This is a genomic window from Methanothrix sp., from assembly GCA_029907715.1.
Taxonomy (GTDB): Archaea; Halobacteriota; Methanosarcinia; order Methanotrichales; family Methanotrichaceae; genus Methanothrix_B.
Genome location: JARYLI010000007.1, coordinates 76843 through 97683, shown reverse-complemented (window position 1 = coordinate 97683; position 20841 = coordinate 76843). Strand labels below are relative to the sequence as shown.

The window sequence follows — 20841 nt, the reverse complement described above, 5'->3', positions numbered from 1 at the left end:
GATATAATATTGCACACCACATAAAATCATCTATGAAGTATGACACATCCAGTAGCTTTTAAATGGATTTACATGAAGTGGCGCAAAGAACTATAATATCCACGAGTTGCTGGAGATCTGGATTGAAGCGGGTTCCTTGGGCGTGTTGGTTCTTTTTCCGCCAGTCTCTGCGATTCCGCTAATTTAACTGGATGAGACTAAAAAGTTTCTGACGGGAGTGCTGTGTTGAATAGTTGAGACCTAAAGGCCCGATAGCTATCGATTTTTACTATAATTGTAATTTATATGAATTGGGTCTCTGCTATCGGGTCCTCAAATATTATTCAACACAGCAGACGTGAGATTGGTGCACTCACCATGAGCGCGCTCATGGTGAGTAGCTGTCGTAGATGTAGATGTCCCTGTCTCCGCTGCGGCTGTCCTCCCATACTATCTTCCTGCTCCCTATCCGCGGCCTTGTCTGGTCTCCCGGAGCTGTGCATATCGGGATCTCCTTACCTGTGGATAGATCGAACGCGTAGATGTCCCAGTTGCCGTTCCTGTTGTCCTGCCAGACGATCACGCCGCTCTCGATATCCGGATTTGTCTGATCGCCCGGATCAGATGTTATGCGGATCTCCTTGCTCGTATTCGTGTCGAAGGCGTATATGTCCCAGTTGCCGTTCCTGTTGTCCTGGTACACCACGATGTATCCATCAGTCACAGGATTGATCTGATCTGCTGGATCTGTTGTCACAGGAATCTTCTGCTGCCCCTTCCAGATGTAGACGTTCCAGTTCCCGTCCTTGTTGTCCTGGTAGACTGCGATATCTCCAGCGGTTCTCGGGTTCGTTCCGCTCGGGGGTATCGCCTCAACAGGCTCCGTGCCTCCGTATACCAGCTTCTTGTAGAGCCTCCAGCCGGCGAAGGAGAGGTCCTGCCAGACGAGGTACCTGTCTCCGATCGATATTGGGGATGGGGTGAAGAACTCAGCACCCGTGAGCTGTGATCTGTTCGCTGTTATCACATCGAATGTTCTGACCGCCCAGTTGTCGTGCTGCGGGTTCTGGCCGACCCATGCGATCACAGTGCCCCTTATATCAGGATACATGTCGTAGAGCGGGCCTCCAGCCAGAGGGATCTCAACGTTTCTGAAGAGGTCATATACATAGATGTCAGGATTGCCTGTGCGGTTGTCCATCCAGACAACGAAGTTTCCGCTCACCGCTGGCATGCTCTGCTCACCTGGAGCCCTGCACACAACACTTATCTGCCCCCCAAGACTCTCGTATCTCGGCTTGCCCCTCGGCGCGTCCATCCACACCAGCTTCTGATCCATGTCCGGCTTCATCTGTCCTGGCCCTGATGCGATCAGATCGTCCTTCCATGTCGTCACATCCAGCCTCCGCAGGGATCCATCCTCATCGACGTATGCTATGTACTTTCCTGAAACAGCGGGAGATGTCTGCATTCCAGGCCTTGGATATCTCTTGCTCCACTTCTTATCGTAGATGTAATACGCGATGTCGCCGGTGGACCGATCCTCCCAGACGATCGTATTTCCAGATACGTCTGGGAAGACCTGATCCCCATCGCCCGTTAGCTTCGTCTCATTGCCGGTCCTCAGATCGTACACATATATGTCCCAGTTGCCGCTTCTGTCATCCTGCCAGACGATCAGGCTCCCTGAGATCTTCGGGTACATCTGGTTGCCCTGCTTGCGCAGAGGTTCTGTGATGCCGCTGGAGATGTTGTGGAGCACAACATCCCAGTCCCCGGAAGAGTTGTCCATCCAGACGATTTCATCCCCGTATATATCGGCCCACACCTGATCGCCAGGTCCGGTCGCAACTTCTGTGACCTCTCCTGTTGTCAGGTTGATCATGTAGACATCAGAGCTGCCTGACCGGTAATCTGACCAGACAACATTCTGGCCCGAGGCCCTCGGGTACAGCTGATCGCCATCCGCCCTCACTATCGGGATCTCGGATCTCGTGAAGAAATCGAAGCCGTATATGTCCCAGTCGCCACGCCTGTTATCAGACCAGACCATCAGACTGCCATTTGTTGATGGAAAATCTGTGCTCAGCCACAGAAGCGGCTCCCAGAGCGGAGATCTGGCCCTTATCTGCGGCCTTCCAGAGCTGTCGTCCATCCACACGATGTACTTATCGCTCAGTATCCTGCTTGACGCTATGGGCTTCACCCTGTATGGATCGCCCTTCCCGTCGCTAGGCGTCTGATACATCGGTAGAGTGGATACCGGCACCTCTATTCCCTTCTCAAGGTCGTAAAGGTAGATGTCTGCTGCTCCTCCCCTCTCATCGAGCCATGCGACGTATCTGCCATAAACACAGGGAGCTCCCTGGTTGTAGCCGTTTGTGCATATCGGGGTCTCTTTTCCTGTTGTCAGGTTGTATGAGTATATATCCCAGTTCCGGATGCTCGCATTGGGTGCGTTCCTTCCATCAGCCCATACTATCGTATCCCCGTGAATCCAGGGCTGTACCTGGTTCGCGAGATTTGTGCATATCGGGGTCTCCTTTCCGGTCGTCAGATTGTACATGTAGATGTCCCATTTCCCTGATCGTCTATCAGCCCACACGATCCTGTCGCCTGAGATCACTGGCGACATCAGCTGGGCCTGCTGCTGTGTCGTTATCTGCCTCTCTGATCCCTGAAGTATGTCGTAGACGTAGATCTGGTCGCTCCCGGTCCTGTTGTCCATCCACACCACATACCTGCCATCGATCATCGAGTATCTCTGGTCAGATGGGTCCCTGGAGAGCTGCCGCTCCTTCCCGGCCTTGAGATCGTACAGGAAAACATCAAGGTTGCCGTTTCTCATGTCCGTGTATATCACATAATCTTCAGAGATGTCAATGCTGCTGTGGTCGATCTCATCGCTGGTGATCCTGACCTCCTCTCCTGTCGTCAGATTCATCATGTAAACCTGGTAGTGCCCTGTTCTGTCATCCGTCCACACGACTCTGTCGTTGAAGATAGATGGATTTGTGTGATTGAAGTTGTCCTGGGTCACGGGCAGATCCGGCAGTATCGTCCTGTCCCACATGTAGATATCAGGATCCTGTAAACCCTGCCTGTAGTCGGTCCACACCACACCCCTCTCGCCGATTGCCGGCTCCATCACTATTGGACCTCTGATGAGAACTGTCTCCTCGCCGGTGTCTATGTTGTAGAGCACTATCTCGGTCCCATTGTTCTGCCATGTGATGTTTCTTCCCCAGACAGATGGCGCTGTCTGGATGCCAGGCCTCGACAGGACTGCCTCCTTCCCTGATGATAGATCAAAGAAAGCGATATCCATCTCGCCGGATCTGTTATCCGCCCACGCGATGATGTCTCCATCTATCGCTGGAAGCGTCTGGTCGCCGGCTGCGGTGCAGATCGCTCTCTCAGATCCGCTCTTGATGTCATACATGTAGATGTCGAAGTTCCCGTTCCTCTCGTCTGCCCAGACCACGCGGCTCCCGCTCACCTTCGGAGTGATCTGGTCCCTCTGAGCTGATGTCACCCGCTCCTGCTGGTTCGTCGAGAGGTCCTTGAGGTATATGTTCCAGTCGCCATCCCTGTCGTCGCTCCACACAACCACATCGCCGTCGATATCAGGATCTGTCTGGTTGCCGTTATCACCACAGACAATCTGCTCGACCCGATTCTTCACGTCGTAGAGGTATATGTCGGCGTTGCCGCTTCGCATATCCTGCCAGACTATTCTGTAGCCCGATACAGCGGGGTTGATCTGAATGAACGGATCGATGCAGACCCACCGCTCAGCGCCTATCTCAAGATCGTACATGAAGATATCGAAGTTCCCGCTCCTGCCGTCTGCCCACACCACTATGTGTCCGTCGATATCAGGCTGCTCCTGCTCGGATCCCGTATAGACAGCAATCGGGCGATCCTTCCCGGGATCTGCGCCGGATGCCGTGAACACGGTGATGAAAATGATGAGAGCTATCGTTCTGACGATCATCTTTCATTCCTCATTCCACAGGCGATCAGTAATTTTCAGTACACCTACATGAACCTATCTCGACATCTGTCGTTAATCGTTCGGGTATCTGTACCCACATCAGACTTAAATAAGTCCCGCACAGACTCCTGGCCGTGGTAATTCATGTCACTGGAGATCGAGAAGATACATGCGAGAGAGATACTGGACTCTCGCGGCAATCCCACTGTGGAGGTTGATGTCTGGACATGCTGCGGATTCGGGAGAGCAGCTGTCCCGTCAGGAGCATCAACAGGCACATATGAGGCGCTGGAGCTGAGGGATGGTGGCGACAGGTACGATGGGAAGGGCGTGCTGAAGGCTGTCAGGAACGTCAATGAGGTCATCGGCCCCAAGCTCATCGGGATGGATGTGATAGATCAGAGGGGCGTCGATCAGATCATGATAGAGATGGATGGGACGCCGAACAAGTCGAATCTGGGCGCTAATGCGATACTGGGGGTCTCTCTGGCTGTGGCCAAGGCTGCTGCAAGCTCTCTCGGCATGCCGCTGTACAGGTACCTGGGTGGCGTCTCAGCCACCAGGCTGCCGGTGCCGTCCTTGAACGTGCTCAATGGAGGAAAGCACGCAGGAAATGATCTGTCCATACAGGAGTTCATGATAGAGCCATGGGGCGCGGATAGCTTCAGCGAGGCGCTCAGAATGGCGGCCGAGACGTACCACGCCCTGGGGAGGATACTCAGGGGGAAATACGGCAATGTCGCGACCAATGTGGGATTCGAGGGCGGCTACGCGCCTCCCATATCAAAGACCAGAGATGCGCTCGATGCGATAATGGCCGCTCTGGACGTCACAGGATACACAGAGGAGATCAAGCTCGGGCTGGATTCTGCAGCCTCCAGCTTTTACCTGGACGGCGGTTATTCCGTGGATGATAACAGGCTCTCGCCAGGGGAGCTGATCGACTTCTATGTGGAGCTGGTGAAGACGTATCCGATTGTGCTCATAGAGGATCCTTTCGAGGAGAACGCCTTCGAGGAGTTCGCAGAGCTGACAAAAAAGCTTCCAGACACGATAATAGTGGGTGACGACCTCTATGTGACGAATATGGCTAGGATCGAGAAGGGTATAAGGATGAGGTCCACGAACGCGCTCCTGCTCAAGCTGAACCAGATCGGCACGGTCTCTGAGGCGTTTGATGCAGCAACGCTCGCCTACAGGAACAGCTTCAAGGTGATGGTAAGCCACAGATCTGCTGAGACGGAGGACAGCGCCCTCGCGGATGTATCTGTGGCGATAGGCGCTGAGCTCATAAAGACAGGGGCTCCGGCGAGGAGCGAGCGGAACGCGAAGTACAACCAGCTTCTGAGAATCCAGGAGGCGCTCGGCAGCTCTGCCAGCTACGCCGGCAGGAGGAGATGGAGTTGAGATTGCGATTGTGATAGCGCCTGCTTAGAAGATTTTTATACCTCTTTTTCTTAAAATGCCAACGTGAAATAATGACAGAGAGCTGTGTCTTTTGCAGAATCGTCCGTGGAGATGAGCCGGCCCACATCGTAGATGAGGACGAGCTCTCCATGGCGATACTGGACATCAACCCGCTCGCCAGAGGGCACTGTCTTGTGATACCGAAGCGCCATGTCCCGTGGTGGCATGATCTCGACGAGCAGGAGGTCTCAAGCCTCTTCAGGCTCGCACGGTCGGTGTCCGGGAGGATCAAAAGGGCCTTCGGACCGGACTTCGTGGCCATGTATGCCAGGGGCAGGAGGATACCGCACACGCACATATTTCTTGTCCCAACATACAAGGGCGATCCTGTCGACAGGTTCTTCAACGCCCTTGAGGGATTCCAGGAGTCGTCGGCAATCCTTGCATCGCTGAGGAATGAGCTGAAGGAGACAGCAGAGATCCTGAGAAACGTGTGATCGGGAAGCCCGCCCTTCATGGTGGGCAGGAAGTCATCATGGAGATCTGGTGCGGAAGCATATCTGAGAGGAGGGCTTACAGCAAAGAAGAGAGCTTGGAGCGTCTTCTATCCCCAGAGAAGGCATCCCCAGAGCCGCAGATCGATATACGAGCCGCTGCGATTGAGCTGGGCTTTGCAAGTGACGGGATTGATTACAACCGTCGTCTGAGGGACATCGCGATCGATCTCGTCAAGCGGCAGCTAGAGGGCATGTGCACACCACAATCAGATCTAATGCAAATGGTTGAGTCTCTGGACGATCTGAACGTGGCGATAAACCTTATCGAGGAGCGGCTTTACGAGTGGTCCCTCTTTTACGGCATGAGGTGCAGGGGTGAGGAGCTGGCGAGGGCTCTCTCTGGAAGGGAGGGGATCGGCCTCGTGGCGAGATCACTCCTGGAGCTGACCAGGGCCAGAGAAGATCTTGAAGAGCTTCTTGAGACAAGAGCGAGGGAACTCGCGCCGAACCTCTCCGCGATCCTGGGGCCGGTGCTGGCTGCCAGGCTGATCTCGAGGGCTGGCGGCCTTGAGAGACTAGCAATGCTTCCCGCATCCACAATACAGGTCATCGGCGCTGAGAGAGCCCTCTTCCGGCACCTCCGAGGTAAGGCACCATCGCCAAAGCACGGGCTCATATTCCGGCATCCACTGATCCAGTCATCCCCGAAAAGGCTGCGTGGCAGGATTGCGAGAGCACTCGCCTCGAAGCTAGCCATTGCAGCGAGGATTGACCTTTACTCCGGCACCATCGATCCAGAGCTCGCAGAGGCGCTGAACAAGCGGGTGAGCCAGATAAGAGACAGGGCCATGCTGAGTCGGAGAGAGGACAAGTAATATAAAGCATCATGTGAGAAATAGAAGGGAAATGTACACACAGGCAGACAGGAAGATACTGATCAAGACGATCCAGACGATGAACCAGCACCTTCCTCCAAAGAGAAAGACGCTGGCGGAACTCCTGGAGGAGGAGAAGCCGGGGATAAAGGGCAAGGACAACACATTCTATGTGATGGACAGGCCCGAGCTCGAGCTCATCTCCAAATCGATCCCCAGATTCATGTGGTCGCGAATCAGGCTTCCAATTCTCATAGAGATGTCCCCGGAGCTGGGAAGCGGATCCGCAAGGATCCAGGGCGAGGCTGAGATAGAGGCGGTCTCCAAGATACTCAACCTCAAGCGCGGGGATATCGGCAGCAGGAGCATGGTCATATACCTCCCGGACGTGAGGGAGCTGAGGCGGAAGCTGCCCACAACAACGCAGTACGCGTTCGTGACATCTCTGAGAGAGGATTCGCTCTGAGCCAGGATCCAACATGTTTTTTATACTCATTACGCGAATACCCTAATAAGAGGTGACATATGGCTGAGTCTTTCGAGGAGGCCCTCAGGCTCTTCAAGGAGAGCATGGCTCGTGGTGGCTACAAGGAGGCTGCCAGGATCAAGGAGCAGTACTCTCTGCCGAACGATATGCTCCAGGATGCTGTAGAGGCGGCCTTCAGGAAGAACATAGAGCTTGGCGAGTACTCTGTGGCAGCAGAGCTCGGCAAGACGTACGGCCTCGACCCCAGGATCGTCAAGGAGGCTGCAGCGAGATCGTTCCAGAGGAAGATGGACAGCGAGCAGTACAAGGCCGCTGCGAAATGCGCAAAGGAGTTCGATCTGCCGAAGAGCATGGTGCAGGATGCTGCATCCAGGGCGTTCAGAAAGAGCATGGACTTCGGACTGCTGAAGAACGCTGCCAAGATCGCAGAGGAGTTCGATCTCCCGATAACGCTCAGGATGGAGGCTGCGCAGGCAGCTTTCGATATGTACGTGAGCTCGGGGATGTACTCCAAGGCGATAAAGCTCGCCAGGAAGTACGGCCTGCCTGAAGATGTGATACGCGCGGTGGAGAGGAGACGTTAGCCTGACAGATGGAGAGATCTGTTCTCACAGTGGGCGGCTCTGACTCAGGTGGAGGAGCCGGCATCCAGGCCGATCTGAAGACATTTGCAGCGCTGGGAGTCCATGGTTTAAGTGTCATAGCCGCTGTGACCGCCCAGAACACCCTGGGCGTTCGCGGGGTATTTCCTGTACCAGCAGAGATGATCGCCTCCCAGCTGGATGCGGTCGCTGAGGACTTCGATATATCCTGGGCTAAGACAGGGATGCTCTTCTCGCCTGAAGCGATACACGTTGTCGCGGAGAGGCTGCGTGCGCTGCACTGTTCTGTGGTCGTGGATCCTGTAATTGCAGCGGAGGCAGGAGGATCGCTCATCGAAGATTATGCTATTCCTGCACTCATAGAGGAGCTTATACCGGTGGCGTCTGTGGTCACGCCGAACATCTTCGAGGCGGAGGCGATCACAGGCGTGAGGATCTGTGATCTTGAGAGCGCGCGAGAGGCCGCGCGGAGGATCGTGGAGCTGGGCGCCAGGGCTGTTGTGGTGACCGGCGGTCACCTGGAGTGCAGAGCTGCAGGGCTGCAGGCGGATGAGTGTGTGGATCTTCTCGTCACAGAGGACGAATCCGCATGCATATCCGGCAGGAGGAGATCGGGCGGCAACCACGGTGTTGGCTGCACATATTCAGCTGCACTGACAGCATACCTCTCAATGGGAATGGGTCTGCAGGAGGCTGCAAGGCAGGCACATGAGTTCGCAGCCCAGTCCATCGAGAGGAGCATGCCTGTCGGACACGGCGCTGCGCCCGTGGACCAGGCCGCATTCCTGAGGGAGGATGCGGAGAGGTTCCGCGTCATCTCCTCTTTGGATCAGGCGGTATCCATGCTAAAAGAGGAGATGACGTTCGTAGGGCTCATACCTGAGGTCGGATCGAACATCGGAATGGCAATACCTGGAGCCCGCTCAGAGGGTGATGTCGCAGCTGTTGAGGGCAGGATCGTGAGAGCCGGCAGGCGGGCTCACGTCTCTGGATGCATCAGGTTCGGCGCAAGCAGGCACATCGCGCGGGTCGTGCTGGCAGCAATGCGCTTCGATCCCTCGATCAGAGCGGCCATGAATATCAGGCTGGGCGAGGATGTTCTCTCAGAGGCTTCGCGCATGGGTCTCAGGATATCGAGCTTCGACAGGGGCGAGGAGCCGCCTGGCGAGAGCACGATGAGCTGGGGGACGGCAAGGGCGATAGAGCGGCTGGGCGCAGTGCCTGATATCATCTGGGATGCTGGAGGGGTGGGAAAGGAGCCGATGGTACGCATCCTTGGCAGAGATGCCGTCTCTGTGGCCACCGTGGCGATCATGCTCTCGAGAGCGGTCGGAAAACGATAGGAAGATATAAATCGATGCCTCATACTAGGAGAAGACCGCTGTCTGGAGTGAGTTGGATGGGATGCGTAAAGCCGAGCTATATCAAAAACTTTGCGAAAAAACTCATGAGCACATACGAGGGCGAGTTCACCACCGATTTTGAGCAGAACAAGGAGAAGGTCACAGCCTACACGAACGTGCAGAACAAGGCGATAAGGAACAGAATAGCTGGATACATCACCAGGCTGCTGGAGCAGAGGGCGACCCTGAGATCAGAGGTTGAGTCCAATGTTTAGAGGGGTATTTCCCGCGATCATAACCCCCTTCAAGGACGATGGATCTCTGGACGAGGATGGCCTGCGAAGAAACGTCGAGATTCTCTCAAAGACCGGCATCTCCGGCATAGTTCCGTGCGGCACCACCGGCGAATCAGCAACTCTGAGCCACGAGGAGCACAAGAGGGTGGTCGAGATAGTGGTCGACTGCTCCAAGGTGCCGGTAGTGGCGGGGACAGGATCCAACAACACATCAGAGGCGATAGACCTGACAAGGCATGCTGCCGATGCCGGGGCAGATGCTGCTCTTCTCATAACACCCTACTACAACCGTCCGAACGAGCGGGGTCTGGTAGAGCATTTCAAGAAGGTAGCGGAATCCGCTGACATCCCCATAGTTCTTTACAACGTTCCTAAAAGAACAGGTGTCGAGCTCCGCCCCGAGGTTGTGGCCAGGCTCGCTGAGATCAGCAATATCGTTGCTGTAAAAGAGGCGAGCGGGAGCCTGACGCAGGTCTCGAGGATAATAGAGCTAACATCGGGCAAGAACTTCTCGGTGCTCTCAGGAGACGACGATCTCACGCTGCCGATGCTGGCGCTTGGGGCAACCGGTGTTGTCTCTGTGGTCGCAAATGTAGCCCCGCGCGCCACCGTGGAGATGGTCGAGGCCTTCCTGAAAGGAGATATCGCAAAGGCGCGTGAGCTTCACTACAGGCTTGCGCCCCTTGTGCGTGCGATGTTCCTGGAGACGAATCCGATACCGGTGAAGACCGCATACCGCATGATGGGAATGGCAGCAGGCCCTCTTAGGCTTCCGCTGGCTCCGATGTCTGAGGAGAACGAGAGAAAGCTGAGGGATGTGCTCACAAAGATGTCAGACCTGACGGGCGATATGAGATGACGGATGTTGCATTGACCGGGGCGAAGGGGAGGATGGGATCTCTCATAATCGATGAGATCAGGAACTCTCCGGATCTGAAGCTCGTGGCTGCGATCGATATCGTGGGGATCGGAGAGCCTGTGCTCGGAGATGTTCGTGTTTCCGCTGCAGGGGACGTCCGCAGGGTTCTCAGGGAGTCGCATCCCGATGTGCTGATCGACTTCACGGTGCCGTCTGCAGCTCTGGATAACATCCACGCAGCTGCTGATAACGGAGTGGCTCTTGTCGTCGGCACGACAGGTTTCTCTGAGGAGCAGTTCTCCATAATAGAGGATACGATAAAGAGCGCAGGCATCGCTGCTGTCATCTCGCCCAACTTCAGCCTTGGAGTCAACATATTCTGGAAGCTTGTGGAGATGGCAGCCAGATCGCTCAGCGATTACGATGTGGAGGTCATAGAGGCGCACCACCGCAGGAAGAAGGACGCCCCCAGCGGGACTGCGATGAGAACCGCTGAGATACTGAGAAGATGTCTCGGGATAGAGGATATCCGGTACGGCAGAGAGGGGATGTGTGAAAGGGGGCGGGAGATCGGGGTGCATGCTGTCAGGGCTGGAGATATTGTGGGAGACCACACCGTGCTCTTCGCCGGTCCGGGAGAGAGGATAGAGATCAAACACCAGGCGCACAGCAGGTCGGCCTTTGCCGCAGGCGCCCTGAGGGCTGCAAGATGGGTTGTAAGGGCACCGCCTGGAATCCACAGCATGGAAGAGGTGCTGGCTTCAAGTTGATACTCTTCAGAGAACCGGACCTTCTGCTGGATGATACGAAGCTATCGCCGGTATCGAGAGCGCAGAACCGCGTGGGCATCTGCACAGCCTGCGATGGCGATCTGCTGAGCCTGGGGTACTACAGACAGGCAGGCAGATGGATGGTCGCGGCCAGGTGCAGTGCCTGCTCCAGAACTCTGCTCATGGTTTACGGCGATGACTGGTCGTGGATAGAGGACATGCCGCTTGTGGTGGATGAAGCAGAGGAGCGTGCGCCTGCGAGAGCTTCTCTGAGGGTTTCAGAGGTGCCCCAGGAGCGCCTGGAGGTGGTCTTCACCCCAGCTGAGATAAGAGATATGATCGCATTCCAGGAGGGGAGACCCTACGTGCGCCAGAACCTGTACAGAGCGAGGGCAAAGCTCGACAGGTTCGAGCGCCTCTTTGGGGTCAGGATAGAGCTGTGAGGTCGACCAACGCACAATCTCTCATCGCCCAGCAGACTGTGTCTGATGCCAGACCCTGCCATGGAATTTAACGAGGCGCTCCGGTTGCTGTGCCCACCACGACATCAAACAGGAGTCCTCCGGCCACAGATCCCTCCACCTCGCTCGGAGCTGCACATCTCTGTTTCTCGATGTCTCTACCGGGCCCTTCTGAGAACGATCTCAGCGCCCTCTTTTACCTCCGGGAAGATCTCAAGACCCTCAGAGATTCTGCCGATGTGATTCACCGGAGAGTAAGGCTGTGTCCTGCCGAAGAAGATGCATATCGCACGACCTGGCACCCAGTAGGAGAGATCGCCAGGGCTCGAAGATGGAGATGCATTCTCATCATCGCATTCAACAGTCGTCTCGAAGTAGACCTCCTCGCCCCAGAGCATCGCCCTTCCCTCGATCGGCAGCGCATTCCAAACAGCCTCGGCAGTTCTCGGATTCCTCCCATCAAGCTCCGCGATGGCTTTGCCCAAACCCTGTATGTCGATCTCGATTCTCCTCAACCATATCACCCTTTGATGCGTGCTATCTCACGAGACCACAGGCAGCGTGAAGCAGAAGGCGGTCCAGCTGCAGCCATCCGATTCTATCCATATCCTCCCGCCATGGACCTCGATGATTCTCTTGACGATCGTCAACCCAACCCCGGTGCCATCGCTCTTCGGATCGACCTTGTAGAAGAGATCGAAGACCTTCTCCCTCTGGTTCTCCGGTATTCCTATTCCGTTATCTTTGACGCAGAAGGTGCCATCTCTGTGGAATATCTCGATCATGGGCCTCTTATCTTTCCCTGCGTACTTCATGCTGTTGTCGATCAGATTGACCAGAGCCTCGACGAGCCTCTCGCGATCGACACGGACCATCGGCATCCCCTCTGCCGCCCTTATCTCGGCGCCTCTATTTTTGATCTGTTCAGCGTGCTGGTCGACCGCATCGTTTACCAAAAGCTCGAACGGCACATCCTCAGGCGGGTTGATCACCCGGCCTATCCTGGTGAGCTCAAGGATGTCGCTCAGGAGCATGTCCATCCTCTCAACAGATCGGATGATGGTCCTCAGGCTCTCCCTCGTCTTTTCCAAATCCCCTTTCACGAGATCGAGCTCTGCAAGACCCGCAAGCCCGCTTATTGTGATCAGCGGCCTCCGGAGATCGTGGGACACCGTGTACACAAACCGCTCCATCTCCGCGTTCCTCTTCTCCAGCTCTGCCGTCCGCTCCATAACAAGCTGCTCAAGCGAATCCTTGAACCTCCTCAGCTCCTCCTCTGCCTGCCTCCTCTCTGTGATATCGATGAGTGTGCCAATCAATGCCATCTCCCCGCCGAGCTCCAGTGTGCCGGATGCATACTCCACCCATCTGACATCTCCGTTTTTCGTGATTATCCTGAACTCGTATCTCGGTGGCGTCGGCTCTCCGCGGAGCTTCCGCGAGTACATCTTCTTTAGCCATGCTGCATCCTCGGGATGGACCACCATCCATACAGGCGCACCTATCAGCTCGTCCCTGCTGTAGCCACTCATCTCCTCTCCGGCTCTGTTGACATACACAAACCGCTCGTCTCTCATGATCGCTATGCCTGCAGCGGTGCTCTCTGCCAGCACCCTGAACCTGTGCTCGCTCTCCCTCAGCGCATCATCCATGTTCTTCTCAGCTGTGATGTCCTCACCCAGAGACTGGTACTCGATAACCTCGCCATTCTGGCCGAATATCGCTCTGTCGGTCCATCGCTGCCATCGTATCTCTTCTCCTCTCTTAACGCGGTGCGTATACGTCACATACGGCCTCTCCCGGGTCAGGCCTCTGAACCTCTCGAGAACCGCCTCTCTCTCGTCCTCAGGTATCATCTCAAGGAACGATCTGCCAACGATATCCTCTCTTCTGAATCCAAAGTAATTGCAGTAGTTCTCGTTGACAAATGTGAGAACACCATCATGATCAAATCTGCATACGAGAAATGGCATGTCCTCCACGATCGATCTGTACCGCGCCTCGCTCAGCCTCAGAGCGTTCAAACGCTTCACATTCTCTGTGATGTCACGTATCACCTCTATGGCTCCCTCGATCCTGCCTTCTGAATCGTATATTGGCGCGGCCTTGAGCCACAGATGCGAACCCTCTGGCCCGAACGTGGGTATGAAAACCTCCGCGGTGAGCACGTCGCCCTCTCGCTGCAGGTTTCTGTACTCCCTGGAGATGGATTCGTCGTATCCATGGAGCACAAGGTCTGCAAGCACCGGCCTTCTGTAACCATAGAACGGAATCGCACACTCGTAATTACCCTTTCCGAGCATCTCTTCCTTTCTCACGCCGGTGAGTGCCTCCAGTGCCCTGTTCCAGATGATCACCCTCCCATCCATGTCCATGCCGAAGGCGGGATCCGGCATGAACTCCAGGATATCCATGAGCCTGCGCTCGGAGCTTTTAAGCTGTCTCAGAACCGAGTAGTAATCGGTGAGGTCCGTTACCACCACTATGCCACCGACCGGCCGGTTATCAGCAATTCTCGGAGCGCCCGTGATGAGCACCGGCACGATCGAGCCATCCATTCGCAGCAACCTCGCCTCATAGCTGGTTGTGAGACCCTCGAGCCTTTTCGCCCTGCTCTCAATAAGCCTCGGAATGTCACCGGGATGCAGGAACTCCTCAAAAGATCTACCCACTATCTCGCTCACTGGAACTCCAAGCATGTGGGCAAGGGCCGGGTTCGCATATTCGATTATCCACCGTCCATCCACAATCCTCGACGCAGCAACACCCTGGCCGAGCGAGTTCAGTATCTGGAAGGCCAGTTCGCGATCGATCTCTTGATCTGACATGCTCAGCGGGGCTGATGTGCCTGTCATATTATAAAGTTTTGATGTGTTCAGGCATTTTTGAGAAGAGATAACATGCATGAAAGACAGATCCTGCGGAGGTGAGCATACGCAGACATACATGCTTCGCTCTTATGTATTCAGCAACTTGAAGTACATGCATACTGGTTGTTGAATGCACTCATTCGCTCGGAAGGAACGCACAGCTTGACTGGTGCCTCTTCGGGCAAGTTATCAGATGGCTAAGAGCGACATGCTTTACGACCCTTGAAGGGGATACGCGAAAGCCCATTCACTCCCCCAAATCAACACGGCTGAACCGAGACATTTACATTCCCGGATCTCCAGTGTGTAGCGAATCATCAGCGGGTGGGCAGGCTCTCGCAGGTGGCTGCAACGAGCTGCTGCCTCAGGTCGGCAGAGCGCACCGGCTCGCGGAGTCCCGTCCGAGCTCTAATGCGGTCGCATAAACGTCCTGCCATCTGCATGCTGATGAGCGTATGGCGTGATCGAGATGGATCTCTACGTTGTGCCCTGCGCAGCATTTGGCTTCCTGCTTGGAGTGATCAGCGGCCTGATACCGGGGCTTCATGTCAACACCTTCGCCGCGATACTCCTTGGGGCATCGCCTGCGATGATGAAGCTGGGCCTCAGCCCCTACCACGTGGCTGTGATCATCCTGGCTGCCAGCATATCCCAGACGTTCCTGGATGCCATACCGACCGTATTCGTCGGCGCTCCTGATTCTGATACCGTGCTTGCAGTGCTGCCAGGCCACAGGCTCATGCTCAGAGGCAGGGGCATAGAGGCTGTGCGTTTATCTGCTATGGGCTCAGCCGGATCCGTCCTGGTCGCACTGTCGCTAGTACCACTTCTCTCCTGGCTTTTCAGCAGCTACTACGATCTCCTGATGGAGCATATCGGGCTCATCCTTCTGGGCATAGCTGGAATGATGATAATGAAAGAGCGCGACATCGATCCAGGTCTTTATAAGACCATGAAGAGACGGGCGCTCGCGCTCTCGGTCTTCCTGACGAGCGGCCTCCTGGGGATCTTTGCTTTTGAAAACCAGGATCATCTCTCATCTCCCCTGGGACTTGATCCGGATGTGCTTCTCCCCCTGCTCAGTGGAATCTTCGGCGCATCCTCCCTGATCCTCAGCATATTCTCGTCAACCGAGATGGCAGAGCAGCGGGACACGGGGTTCGATCTTCCAGCGGCGCCTCTCGTGAGATCCATTATTATGGGAGGGGCTGCAGGCTCGCTGATCGCCTGGATCCCCGGAGTCTCACCCGCAGTGGCGACGATGCTCACAAGGCTCGTAAGGGGCATCGAGGATGAGGATCAGTCTGCCAGAGAGTTTCTTGTATCCGTATCAGGTGTCAACACCTCATGCGCAGTGCTCTCACTGGTGGCCCTGGTGGTGATAGGCAGGCCGAGAAGCGGAGCTGCTGCAGCAATAAATGAGCTCATCGATCTCGATGCAGGCCAGCTCTATGCCATGATGGTAATAGCGACAGCCATAGCGCTCGTATCATACATGACAACAGTATGGCTCGCCTGCATCGCTGGAACGCTCCTCTCAAAGATCGATTACAGGAACCTCTCGATCTTTGTTCTCGGATCGCTTGCCCTGACAGCATTCATATTCACAGGAGCGTTCGGGATCTTCATATTCCTCATCTCCACACTGATCGGCCTCGTCCCACACCTTGCAGGCATAAGAAAAACGCATGCTATGGGCGTTCTGATGCTGCCACTTATAATCTACTACCTCTCAGGATGACCTGATGCATCCTGATGCTTCGATGCTAAAAACAACTGAATTACCGAGAACATGCTCAATACGTTGAGCTAAATTGCCCTCTCGACGGATCTCTGGATGAACGACTCTGCCATAGCAGCTTCACTTGATCAGTAAATCAAGCACGCTCAACATATTGAGCAAACGCTCTTATCCATCTGATAACTTGGCCCAAAGAGGCACCAGTCACGCTATGCGTTCCTTCCGAGGGTATGAGTGCATTCAGCAACCAGTATGCATGTACTTCAAGTTGCTGAATACATAAGAGCGTGAGCAAATACATTACCGAGATGCAAATCAGCCAGATGTCATGGTTCACTGCCAACAATTATACAAAATGCTGGTCAGATAATATTATTAAAATTCATAAAATTATATCCGCATCATCCATCTAAAACCAGACGGCAAACGCCTTTATGCTGGATACGGGCCAGTCCTCCGCCCCGAATGTGCCACCCCAGCTCCTCTTGAAGATCTGCTTTGTCAGCGGCTCTATCAGTGTCATCTCTATTCCGCCCTCCTCTTCGACCTCCTCAGCGCGCCCCTTCACGCCGGCATCTGATGGAGAGCCCGTGCCGATGCACCAGAGGTTCCCCGCGCCCTCAGCGATGTCATCGAGCATCAGATCCGCCCGCATTATCTCATCCCCAAGCCTGCGGGAGGGAAGAGCGTACGATACATCCTCAAGAGTCACAACCCCCACGATATCCATCGATCTCGGCGAGGAGAGCCTGATGAGAGAGCATGCGCATCTCGGGTTGTACTCCCTGAACATGTACCAGAGCCTCCTCGCACTGATATCTCCGGATGGGTCTGAGCCCTGTGGCTCCGGCCTGAAAGCGCCAAGCACAGCTCTGACAGACCTCATTGGTATAGGAGTATAACTATAATCGTTTGGATATATTGAGCTGCGAGCACCAGTTGCATTGAACACTGCCTTTATCAGCATCTGATAGCTCAGCACTAGATCATCCATGGGCAGAAGTTATTCTTTCCAAATATAAAAATTTTTTCTGCATGATGCTGTGTTGAATGATGTTTGAGAACCTGATGGCAGAAACCCAATTCATACAAATTACAATTATAGTAAAAATCGATAGCGATCGATCTTTTAGTTCTCAATTATTCACCACAGCACTGCATGGGAGTGAGAGGATGATCTCCCTCATGAGTCGAACCGTGCTGAGATCGCGGATCGATCGATGAATAAGGCACATGCCGATACTAATCATAATATACTATGATGATCAATCTGATGCACAGGAGATGCCATGGCACGCTGTTCTTTGTGTGGAGCGACCTCGAGCCTGATTTCCGAGGAGTTGCGGGTTTGCCTGCGCTGCATCAGATCCCGGCCGGAGGATTCTCTCGAGCTGGCGATGATGGCGCACAGGAGATGCAGGGCTGCGTATGGGCTCCCGGAAGAGATCCCCTGCGATCCGGATGGAGTTCTGTGCAGCATATGTGCAAATGAATGCAGAATACCTCCTGGAGGCATGGGCTACTGTGGTCTGCGGATGAATGTTGATGGAGAGCTGCGGGGCGTCACTCCCACACAGGGAAAGCTATCATGGTACCACGATCCGCTCCCGACAAACTGCGTCGGAGACTGGGTCTGCGCGGGCGGGACGGGCGCCGGGTATCCGAAGTACGCACATTCAAATGGCCCAGAGATCGGATACAAGAACCTGGCAGTATTCTTCCACGCATGCACGTTCAACTGCCTCTACTGCCAGAACTGGCAGTTCAGATACGAGACGCTCCGCCCATGGACGACTGATGTACGAGAGCTGGTGGAGAGTGTGGATGAACGAACCTCATGCATCTGCTACTTTGGCGGCGATCCGGCACCGCAGCTGCCGTTCGCTCTGAGAGCATCCAGAATGGCTCTGGACTCGAGAGGTGATATCCTGCGGATCTGCTGGGAGACGAACGGATCGATGAATCGCCATCTTCTCGAAGAGATGCTCGAACTCTCTCTCATCAGTGGCGGATGCATCAAGTTCGACCTCAAGGCGATGGATGATAACCTTCACAGGGCTCTTACAGGGGTCTCAAACAGGAGAACCCTGGAGAACATATCCGCCGCGGCGGAGATGATGGACAGGAGAGGGGTGCCGCCGCTCGTGATCGCGAGCACGCTTCTGGTTCCGGGATACATCGACGAGGAGGAGGTGAGAGCGATAGCGGAGTTCCTGGCATCCCTCAATCCAGGAATCCCGTACTCGCTGCTCGCGTTCCATCCGCAGTTCCACATGAGAGACATGCCGTTCACGCCGAGGTCACTGGCCATGCGGTGCCTGGACACCGCCAGAATAGCGGGGCTTGAAAGGGTGCGCGTAGGGAACATTCACATCCTCGCGCCCGGATGATGCCAGCCATTTCCTCAGGGCTGATCGGAGAAAAGTGTGTTATTTTGGTAACAGCCCACGAAGAAACAGGACCGCACAAAACTATGCTGCAGATGAGGGAACCTCTTCGACCTCGCAGCTTCCGATCTTCTCCGCAAGCTTTGCCAGGACCTCCTTACGCATTCCCCCAACGAACTTGATCGAGCCGACGACCAGGTGACCCCCACCGCTCACGCCTCCATTCGGGATCTCCTCCATCAGCTCTTTGACAATCTGCGGTATGTTCATCTTCACCCCCCTGCTCCTCAGGACCGCGAAGTCTGGACCGTATCCTATGGTGACGACCGGCTTCCCATCATACTTTTTACACATCCTGTCGTGGATCTCCCCAGACGTCTTTCCTGGCGGGGGGAATGTGAATTTGTGTGCATAGTTCTCGACGTCTATGACATTCATTATCGCCCCGTTCGGCAGCTTCGTGCTCTTCACGTTGCCCATGCTTGCCCTGAGCTGATCCTCGATTGCAGCGTTCGCCTGATCGCAGAGCAGATCCACGATCCTGCGGTGCCTGTCCAGCCTCCCCAGGCAGAGGATATCGTTTATCAGGCCGCGCCCCTCATTGAACCTGAGCCAGAAAGCCTCATAATCGAGAGCAAGAGCGATCTTCTTGAGATCCTCCACCCTGAACCTGTCTTCAACGAGCTTGATGTACTTCTCCGCCTCCGGAGCCTCGCTTCGGTCGCCCACTGCAGAGACAGCGGCAAGGTGCTTGATCTTGTTCTCCACATCGGGATTGATCATGCGGGCGATCTCCACCCCCAGCATTCCTGTTGTGATGCCGAAATCACCGCCGGCATGCGCCGGGTTCACGTGGGCGATGAGATACTGATCGACGACATCGTTCGGATGGTGATGATCGACCACGATCATCTCAAGGCCGTAGACCTGGGCGTGCTTCATCGCAGGCACGTCCTCCTCTGTGGATCCATTGTCCATGAGAACTATGAGCGGCATCTTCTGCCCGTACCTGGACTGGTCCTCCAGCGCGTAGCTGAGATCCTTCGTGACATCCTCAAGCTCGTAGAAAGGCGCCTTAGAGGGAGCACGCCTGTAGCTGTAGTACTCTGCATCTGGCCCGCAGACCTCTTTCATCAGAGGGAGTATCGCGGTCTCTATCGCAACCGCAGCTGAGATGCCATCAGCATCGGCATGGTGTCTTATGACTATGGGCTTCGATTTGAATATCGCCCTGCGGATCTCCTTGGCGACCGCCCTCATCCTGGGCCTGAGCCTCTCTAGCACCTCGCTCTCTATGAGCAGTGGCGGGTCAAACGGCTCAGCTCTTCTGTCTATCGCCCGCTCGATCTCCTCCCGTACATTCGTCGCCTCCCCGCCGAAAAGCTGCTTCATCGAGCGGATCTCTATCTGCATCTGGCCGTTCCTCATCGTCGGCTCGCCGATGACCTTGACGACCATATCCCCCTGTATCTCTGGATATGCTCTGACACCTGCCCGCTCGAATGCAGCGCATGATACCGTGCCGCTGTCATCTGCGATTGTGAATATCGTGGGGCCGGCTGTCTGCTTTACCTGGATCACCTCGCCCTTGATGCACACGATTTTTCCGAGGTGTTTCTGCAGATCAGAGGTCTTTGTGAGCGGCAGATCCTTCTCCACAGTAACCACATGGTACTCCTTCAGCTCGACGGGCTCGAGCTCTATGTTGCCGTTAGGAGCGATGTTCTTCACCCGTACGAACAGCTTCTCACCGACCTCAGGCCTGAACCTGAGATACCTGTTGTGCGCAAGGCCGCGCATGTTTTCGTTCAGGTCCACAAAGGCGCCGAAGCTCGCCAGCCCGGACACGCTCCCCTCGTATATGCTGCCGACCACGAGATCTGCTGTATCGCACGCCTTATCCAGGATGTATACGAGAGGGGTGCGTGAGCATCTCTCACATAGATCCGCCTTCGAGTTCAGCCTGGCTCCGCACACAATACATCTGTACTCCCTGCCGAGGCCGCCGCATGCCTCACATGCCTCTGTTATGGGTATCCTGCCTGTCCCGTTGCAGACCGCGCATCTCGCTGATCCCTCCTGGAGCAGGCTTGCTATGTCAGAATCCCTCGCCTCGGTCAGTGTTATCGACTCCGTCTTGCCGGTCCCGTCGCAGTTGGGGCAGGTACGTTCGCCGACGATCATGAAGCCCTGCCCTCTGCATCTCTCGCAGATTTTCATCGCCAAAGTGAAGATTTCTCCAAGATTTATCAATTTTGGGATTGTCTTTG

General features: G+C 55.2%; 17 protein-coding genes. 12 read left to right on the top strand and 5 right to left on the bottom strand.

Annotated features, from left to right (window positions below; all coding sequences use genetic code 11):
• Positions 1 to 367: 367 nt before the first annotated feature.
• Entirely contained in the window at positions 368 to 3976 is a 3609-nt protein-coding gene (locus QHG98_06250; protein MDH7597322.1) for a biopolymer transporter Tol, read from the bottom strand.
• A 144-nt stretch (positions 3977 to 4120) separates the two neighbouring features.
• Between QHG98_06250 and eno the strand changes: the two genes are divergently transcribed.
• The 10 genes from eno to QHG98_06200 all read left to right on the top strand — a co-directional run bounded on the left by eno (position 4121) and on the right by QHG98_06200 (position 11555).
• On the top strand, positions 4121 to 5383 hold the full coding sequence (gene eno / locus QHG98_06245; GenBank protein MDH7597321.1) for a phosphopyruvate hydratase: 1263 nt from the start codon (positions 4121 to 4123) through the stop codon (positions 5381 to 5383).
• Positions 5384 to 5454: 71 nt separating this feature from the next.
• Positions 5455 to 5880 (top strand): HIT family protein, encoded by a 426-nt coding sequence (locus QHG98_06240; protein MDH7597320.1) that lies wholly within the window; start codon positions 5455 to 5457, stop codon positions 5878 to 5880.
• 38 nt (positions 5881 to 5918) lie between these two features.
• A complete protein-coding gene (locus QHG98_06235; GenBank protein ID MDH7597319.1) occupies positions 5919 to 6755 on the top strand; it encodes an ATP-binding protein in 837 nt (278 codons plus the stop codon).
• 31 nt (positions 6756 to 6786) lie between these two features.
• On the top strand, positions 6787 to 7221 hold the full coding sequence (locus QHG98_06230; protein ID MDH7597318.1) for a DUF61 family protein: 435 nt from the start codon (positions 6787 to 6789) through the stop codon (positions 7219 to 7221).
• Between the two features lie 59 nt (positions 7222 to 7280).
• Positions 7281 to 7826, top strand: coding sequence for a hypothetical protein (locus QHG98_06225; protein MDH7597317.1), 546 nt, complete (start codon positions 7281 to 7283; stop codon positions 7824 to 7826).
• A gap of 8 nt (positions 7827 to 7834) precedes the next feature.
• Complete coding sequence (thiD, locus tag QHG98_06220) at positions 7835 to 9187, top strand: bifunctional hydroxymethylpyrimidine kinase/phosphomethylpyrimidine kinase (protein ID MDH7597316.1); 1353 nt, start codon at positions 7835 to 7837, stop codon at positions 9185 to 9187.
• Between the two features lie 56 nt (positions 9188 to 9243).
• Positions 9244 to 9462 (top strand): 30S ribosomal protein S17e, encoded by a 219-nt coding sequence (locus tag QHG98_06215; GenBank protein ID MDH7597315.1) that lies wholly within the window; start codon positions 9244 to 9246, stop codon positions 9460 to 9462.
• On the top strand, positions 9455 to 10342 hold the full coding sequence (gene dapA, locus QHG98_06210; GenBank protein ID MDH7597314.1) for a 4-hydroxy-tetrahydrodipicolinate synthase: 888 nt from the start codon (positions 9455 to 9457) through the stop codon (positions 10340 to 10342). The genes QHG98_06215 and dapA overlap by 8 nt, the downstream gene beginning before the upstream one ends.
• Complete coding sequence (gene dapB / locus QHG98_06205) at positions 10339 to 11112, top strand: 4-hydroxy-tetrahydrodipicolinate reductase (GenBank protein ID MDH7597313.1); 774 nt, start codon at positions 10339 to 10341, stop codon at positions 11110 to 11112. The genes dapA and dapB overlap by 4 nt, the downstream gene beginning before the upstream one ends.
• Positions 11109 to 11555, top strand: a complete 447-nt coding sequence (locus tag QHG98_06200; protein ID MDH7597312.1) for a hypothetical protein — start codon at positions 11109 to 11111, stop codon at positions 11553 to 11555. The genes dapB and QHG98_06200 overlap by 4 nt, the downstream gene beginning before the upstream one ends.
• A 176-nt stretch (positions 11556 to 11731) precedes the next feature.
• On the opposite strand, the gene QHG98_06195 is transcribed toward QHG98_06200, so the two are convergent.
• On the bottom strand, positions 11732 to 12088 hold the full coding sequence (locus QHG98_06195) for a cyclophilin-like fold protein (GenBank protein ID MDH7597311.1): 357 nt from the start codon (positions 12086 to 12088) through the stop codon (positions 11732 to 11734).
• 27 nt (positions 12089 to 12115) lie between these two features.
• The gene (locus QHG98_06190; GenBank protein ID MDH7597310.1) at positions 12116 to 14401 is read right to left on the bottom strand and encodes a PAS domain S-box protein; all 2286 of its coding nucleotides are present in this window, start codon (positions 14399 to 14401) and stop codon (positions 12116 to 12118) included.
• Positions 14402 to 14912: 511 nt separating this feature from the next.
• On the opposite strand from QHG98_06190, the gene QHG98_06185 reads away from it, so the two are divergent.
• Positions 14913 to 16184, top strand: a complete 1272-nt coding sequence (locus tag QHG98_06185; protein MDH7597309.1) for a tripartite tricarboxylate transporter permease — start codon at positions 14913 to 14915, stop codon at positions 16182 to 16184.
• Positions 16185 to 16593: 409 nt separating this feature from the next.
• Here the strand turns inward: QHG98_06185 and QHG98_06180 are convergent, their stop codons facing one another.
• Positions 16594 to 17070, bottom strand: a complete 477-nt coding sequence (locus tag QHG98_06180) for a hypothetical protein (protein MDH7597308.1) — start codon at positions 17068 to 17070, stop codon at positions 16594 to 16596.
• A 454-nt stretch (positions 17071 to 17524) separates the two neighbouring features.
• Here QHG98_06180 and QHG98_06175 point away from each other — a divergent pair, with 454 nt between their 5' ends.
• Positions 17525 to 18574, top strand: a complete 1050-nt coding sequence (locus QHG98_06175) for a radical SAM protein (GenBank protein ID MDH7597307.1) — start codon at positions 17525 to 17527, stop codon at positions 18572 to 18574.
• 81 nt (positions 18575 to 18655) lie between these two features.
• Here QHG98_06175 and QHG98_06170 read toward each other — a convergent pair whose 3' ends face one another.
• Positions 18656 to 20791 carry a DHH family phosphoesterase gene (locus QHG98_06170; GenBank protein ID MDH7597306.1) on the bottom strand — a complete coding sequence of 712 codons (2136 nt, stop codon included), beginning with the start codon at positions 20789 to 20791 and terminating at the stop codon, positions 18656 to 18658.
• Positions 20792 to 20841 lie beyond the last annotated feature (50 nt).

What these genes read in the sequence shown, in the direction of transcription:
- dapA (MDH7597314.1), top strand. Translation starts at nt 9,455, where the DNA reads ATGTTTAGAGGGGTATTTCCCGCGATCATAACCCCCTTCAAGGACGAT.
- QHG98_06235 (MDH7597319.1), top strand. Translation starts at nt 5,919, where the DNA reads ATGGAGATCTGGTGCGGAAGCATATCTGAGAGGAGGGCTTACAGCAAA.
- QHG98_06250 (MDH7597322.1), bottom strand. Translation starts at nt 3,976, where the DNA reads ATGATCGTCAGAACGATAGCTCTCATCATTTTCATCACCGTGTTCACG.
- QHG98_06215 (MDH7597315.1), top strand. Translation starts at nt 9,244, where the DNA reads ATGGGATGCGTAAAGCCGAGCTATATCAAAAACTTTGCGAAAAAACTC.
- QHG98_06170 (MDH7597306.1), bottom strand. Translation starts at nt 20,791, where the DNA reads ATGAAAATCTGCGAGAGATGCAGAGGGCAGGGCTTCATGATCGTCGGC.
- QHG98_06230 (MDH7597318.1), top strand. Translation starts at nt 6,787, where the DNA reads ATGTACACACAGGCAGACAGGAAGATACTGATCAAGACGATCCAGACG.
- eno (MDH7597321.1), top strand. Translation starts at nt 4,121, where the DNA reads ATGTCACTGGAGATCGAGAAGATACATGCGAGAGAGATACTGGACTCT.
- QHG98_06185 (MDH7597309.1), top strand. Translation starts at nt 14,913, where the DNA reads ATGGATCTCTACGTTGTGCCCTGCGCAGCATTTGGCTTCCTGCTTGGA.
- dapB (MDH7597313.1), top strand. Translation starts at nt 10,339, where the DNA reads ATGACGGATGTTGCATTGACCGGGGCGAAGGGGAGGATGGGATCTCTC.
- thiD (MDH7597316.1), top strand. Translation starts at nt 7,835, where the DNA reads ATGGAGAGATCTGTTCTCACAGTGGGCGGCTCTGACTCAGGTGGAGGA.
- QHG98_06180 (MDH7597308.1), bottom strand. Translation starts at nt 17,070, where the DNA reads ATGAGGTCTGTCAGAGCTGTGCTTGGCGCTTTCAGGCCGGAGCCACAG.
- QHG98_06225 (MDH7597317.1), top strand. Translation starts at nt 7,281, where the DNA reads ATGGCTGAGTCTTTCGAGGAGGCCCTCAGGCTCTTCAAGGAGAGCATG.
- QHG98_06240 (MDH7597320.1), top strand. Translation starts at nt 5,455, where the DNA reads ATGACAGAGAGCTGTGTCTTTTGCAGAATCGTCCGTGGAGATGAGCCG.
- QHG98_06190 (MDH7597310.1), bottom strand. Translation starts at nt 14,401, where the DNA reads ATGTCAGATCAAGAGATCGATCGCGAACTGGCCTTCCAGATACTGAAC.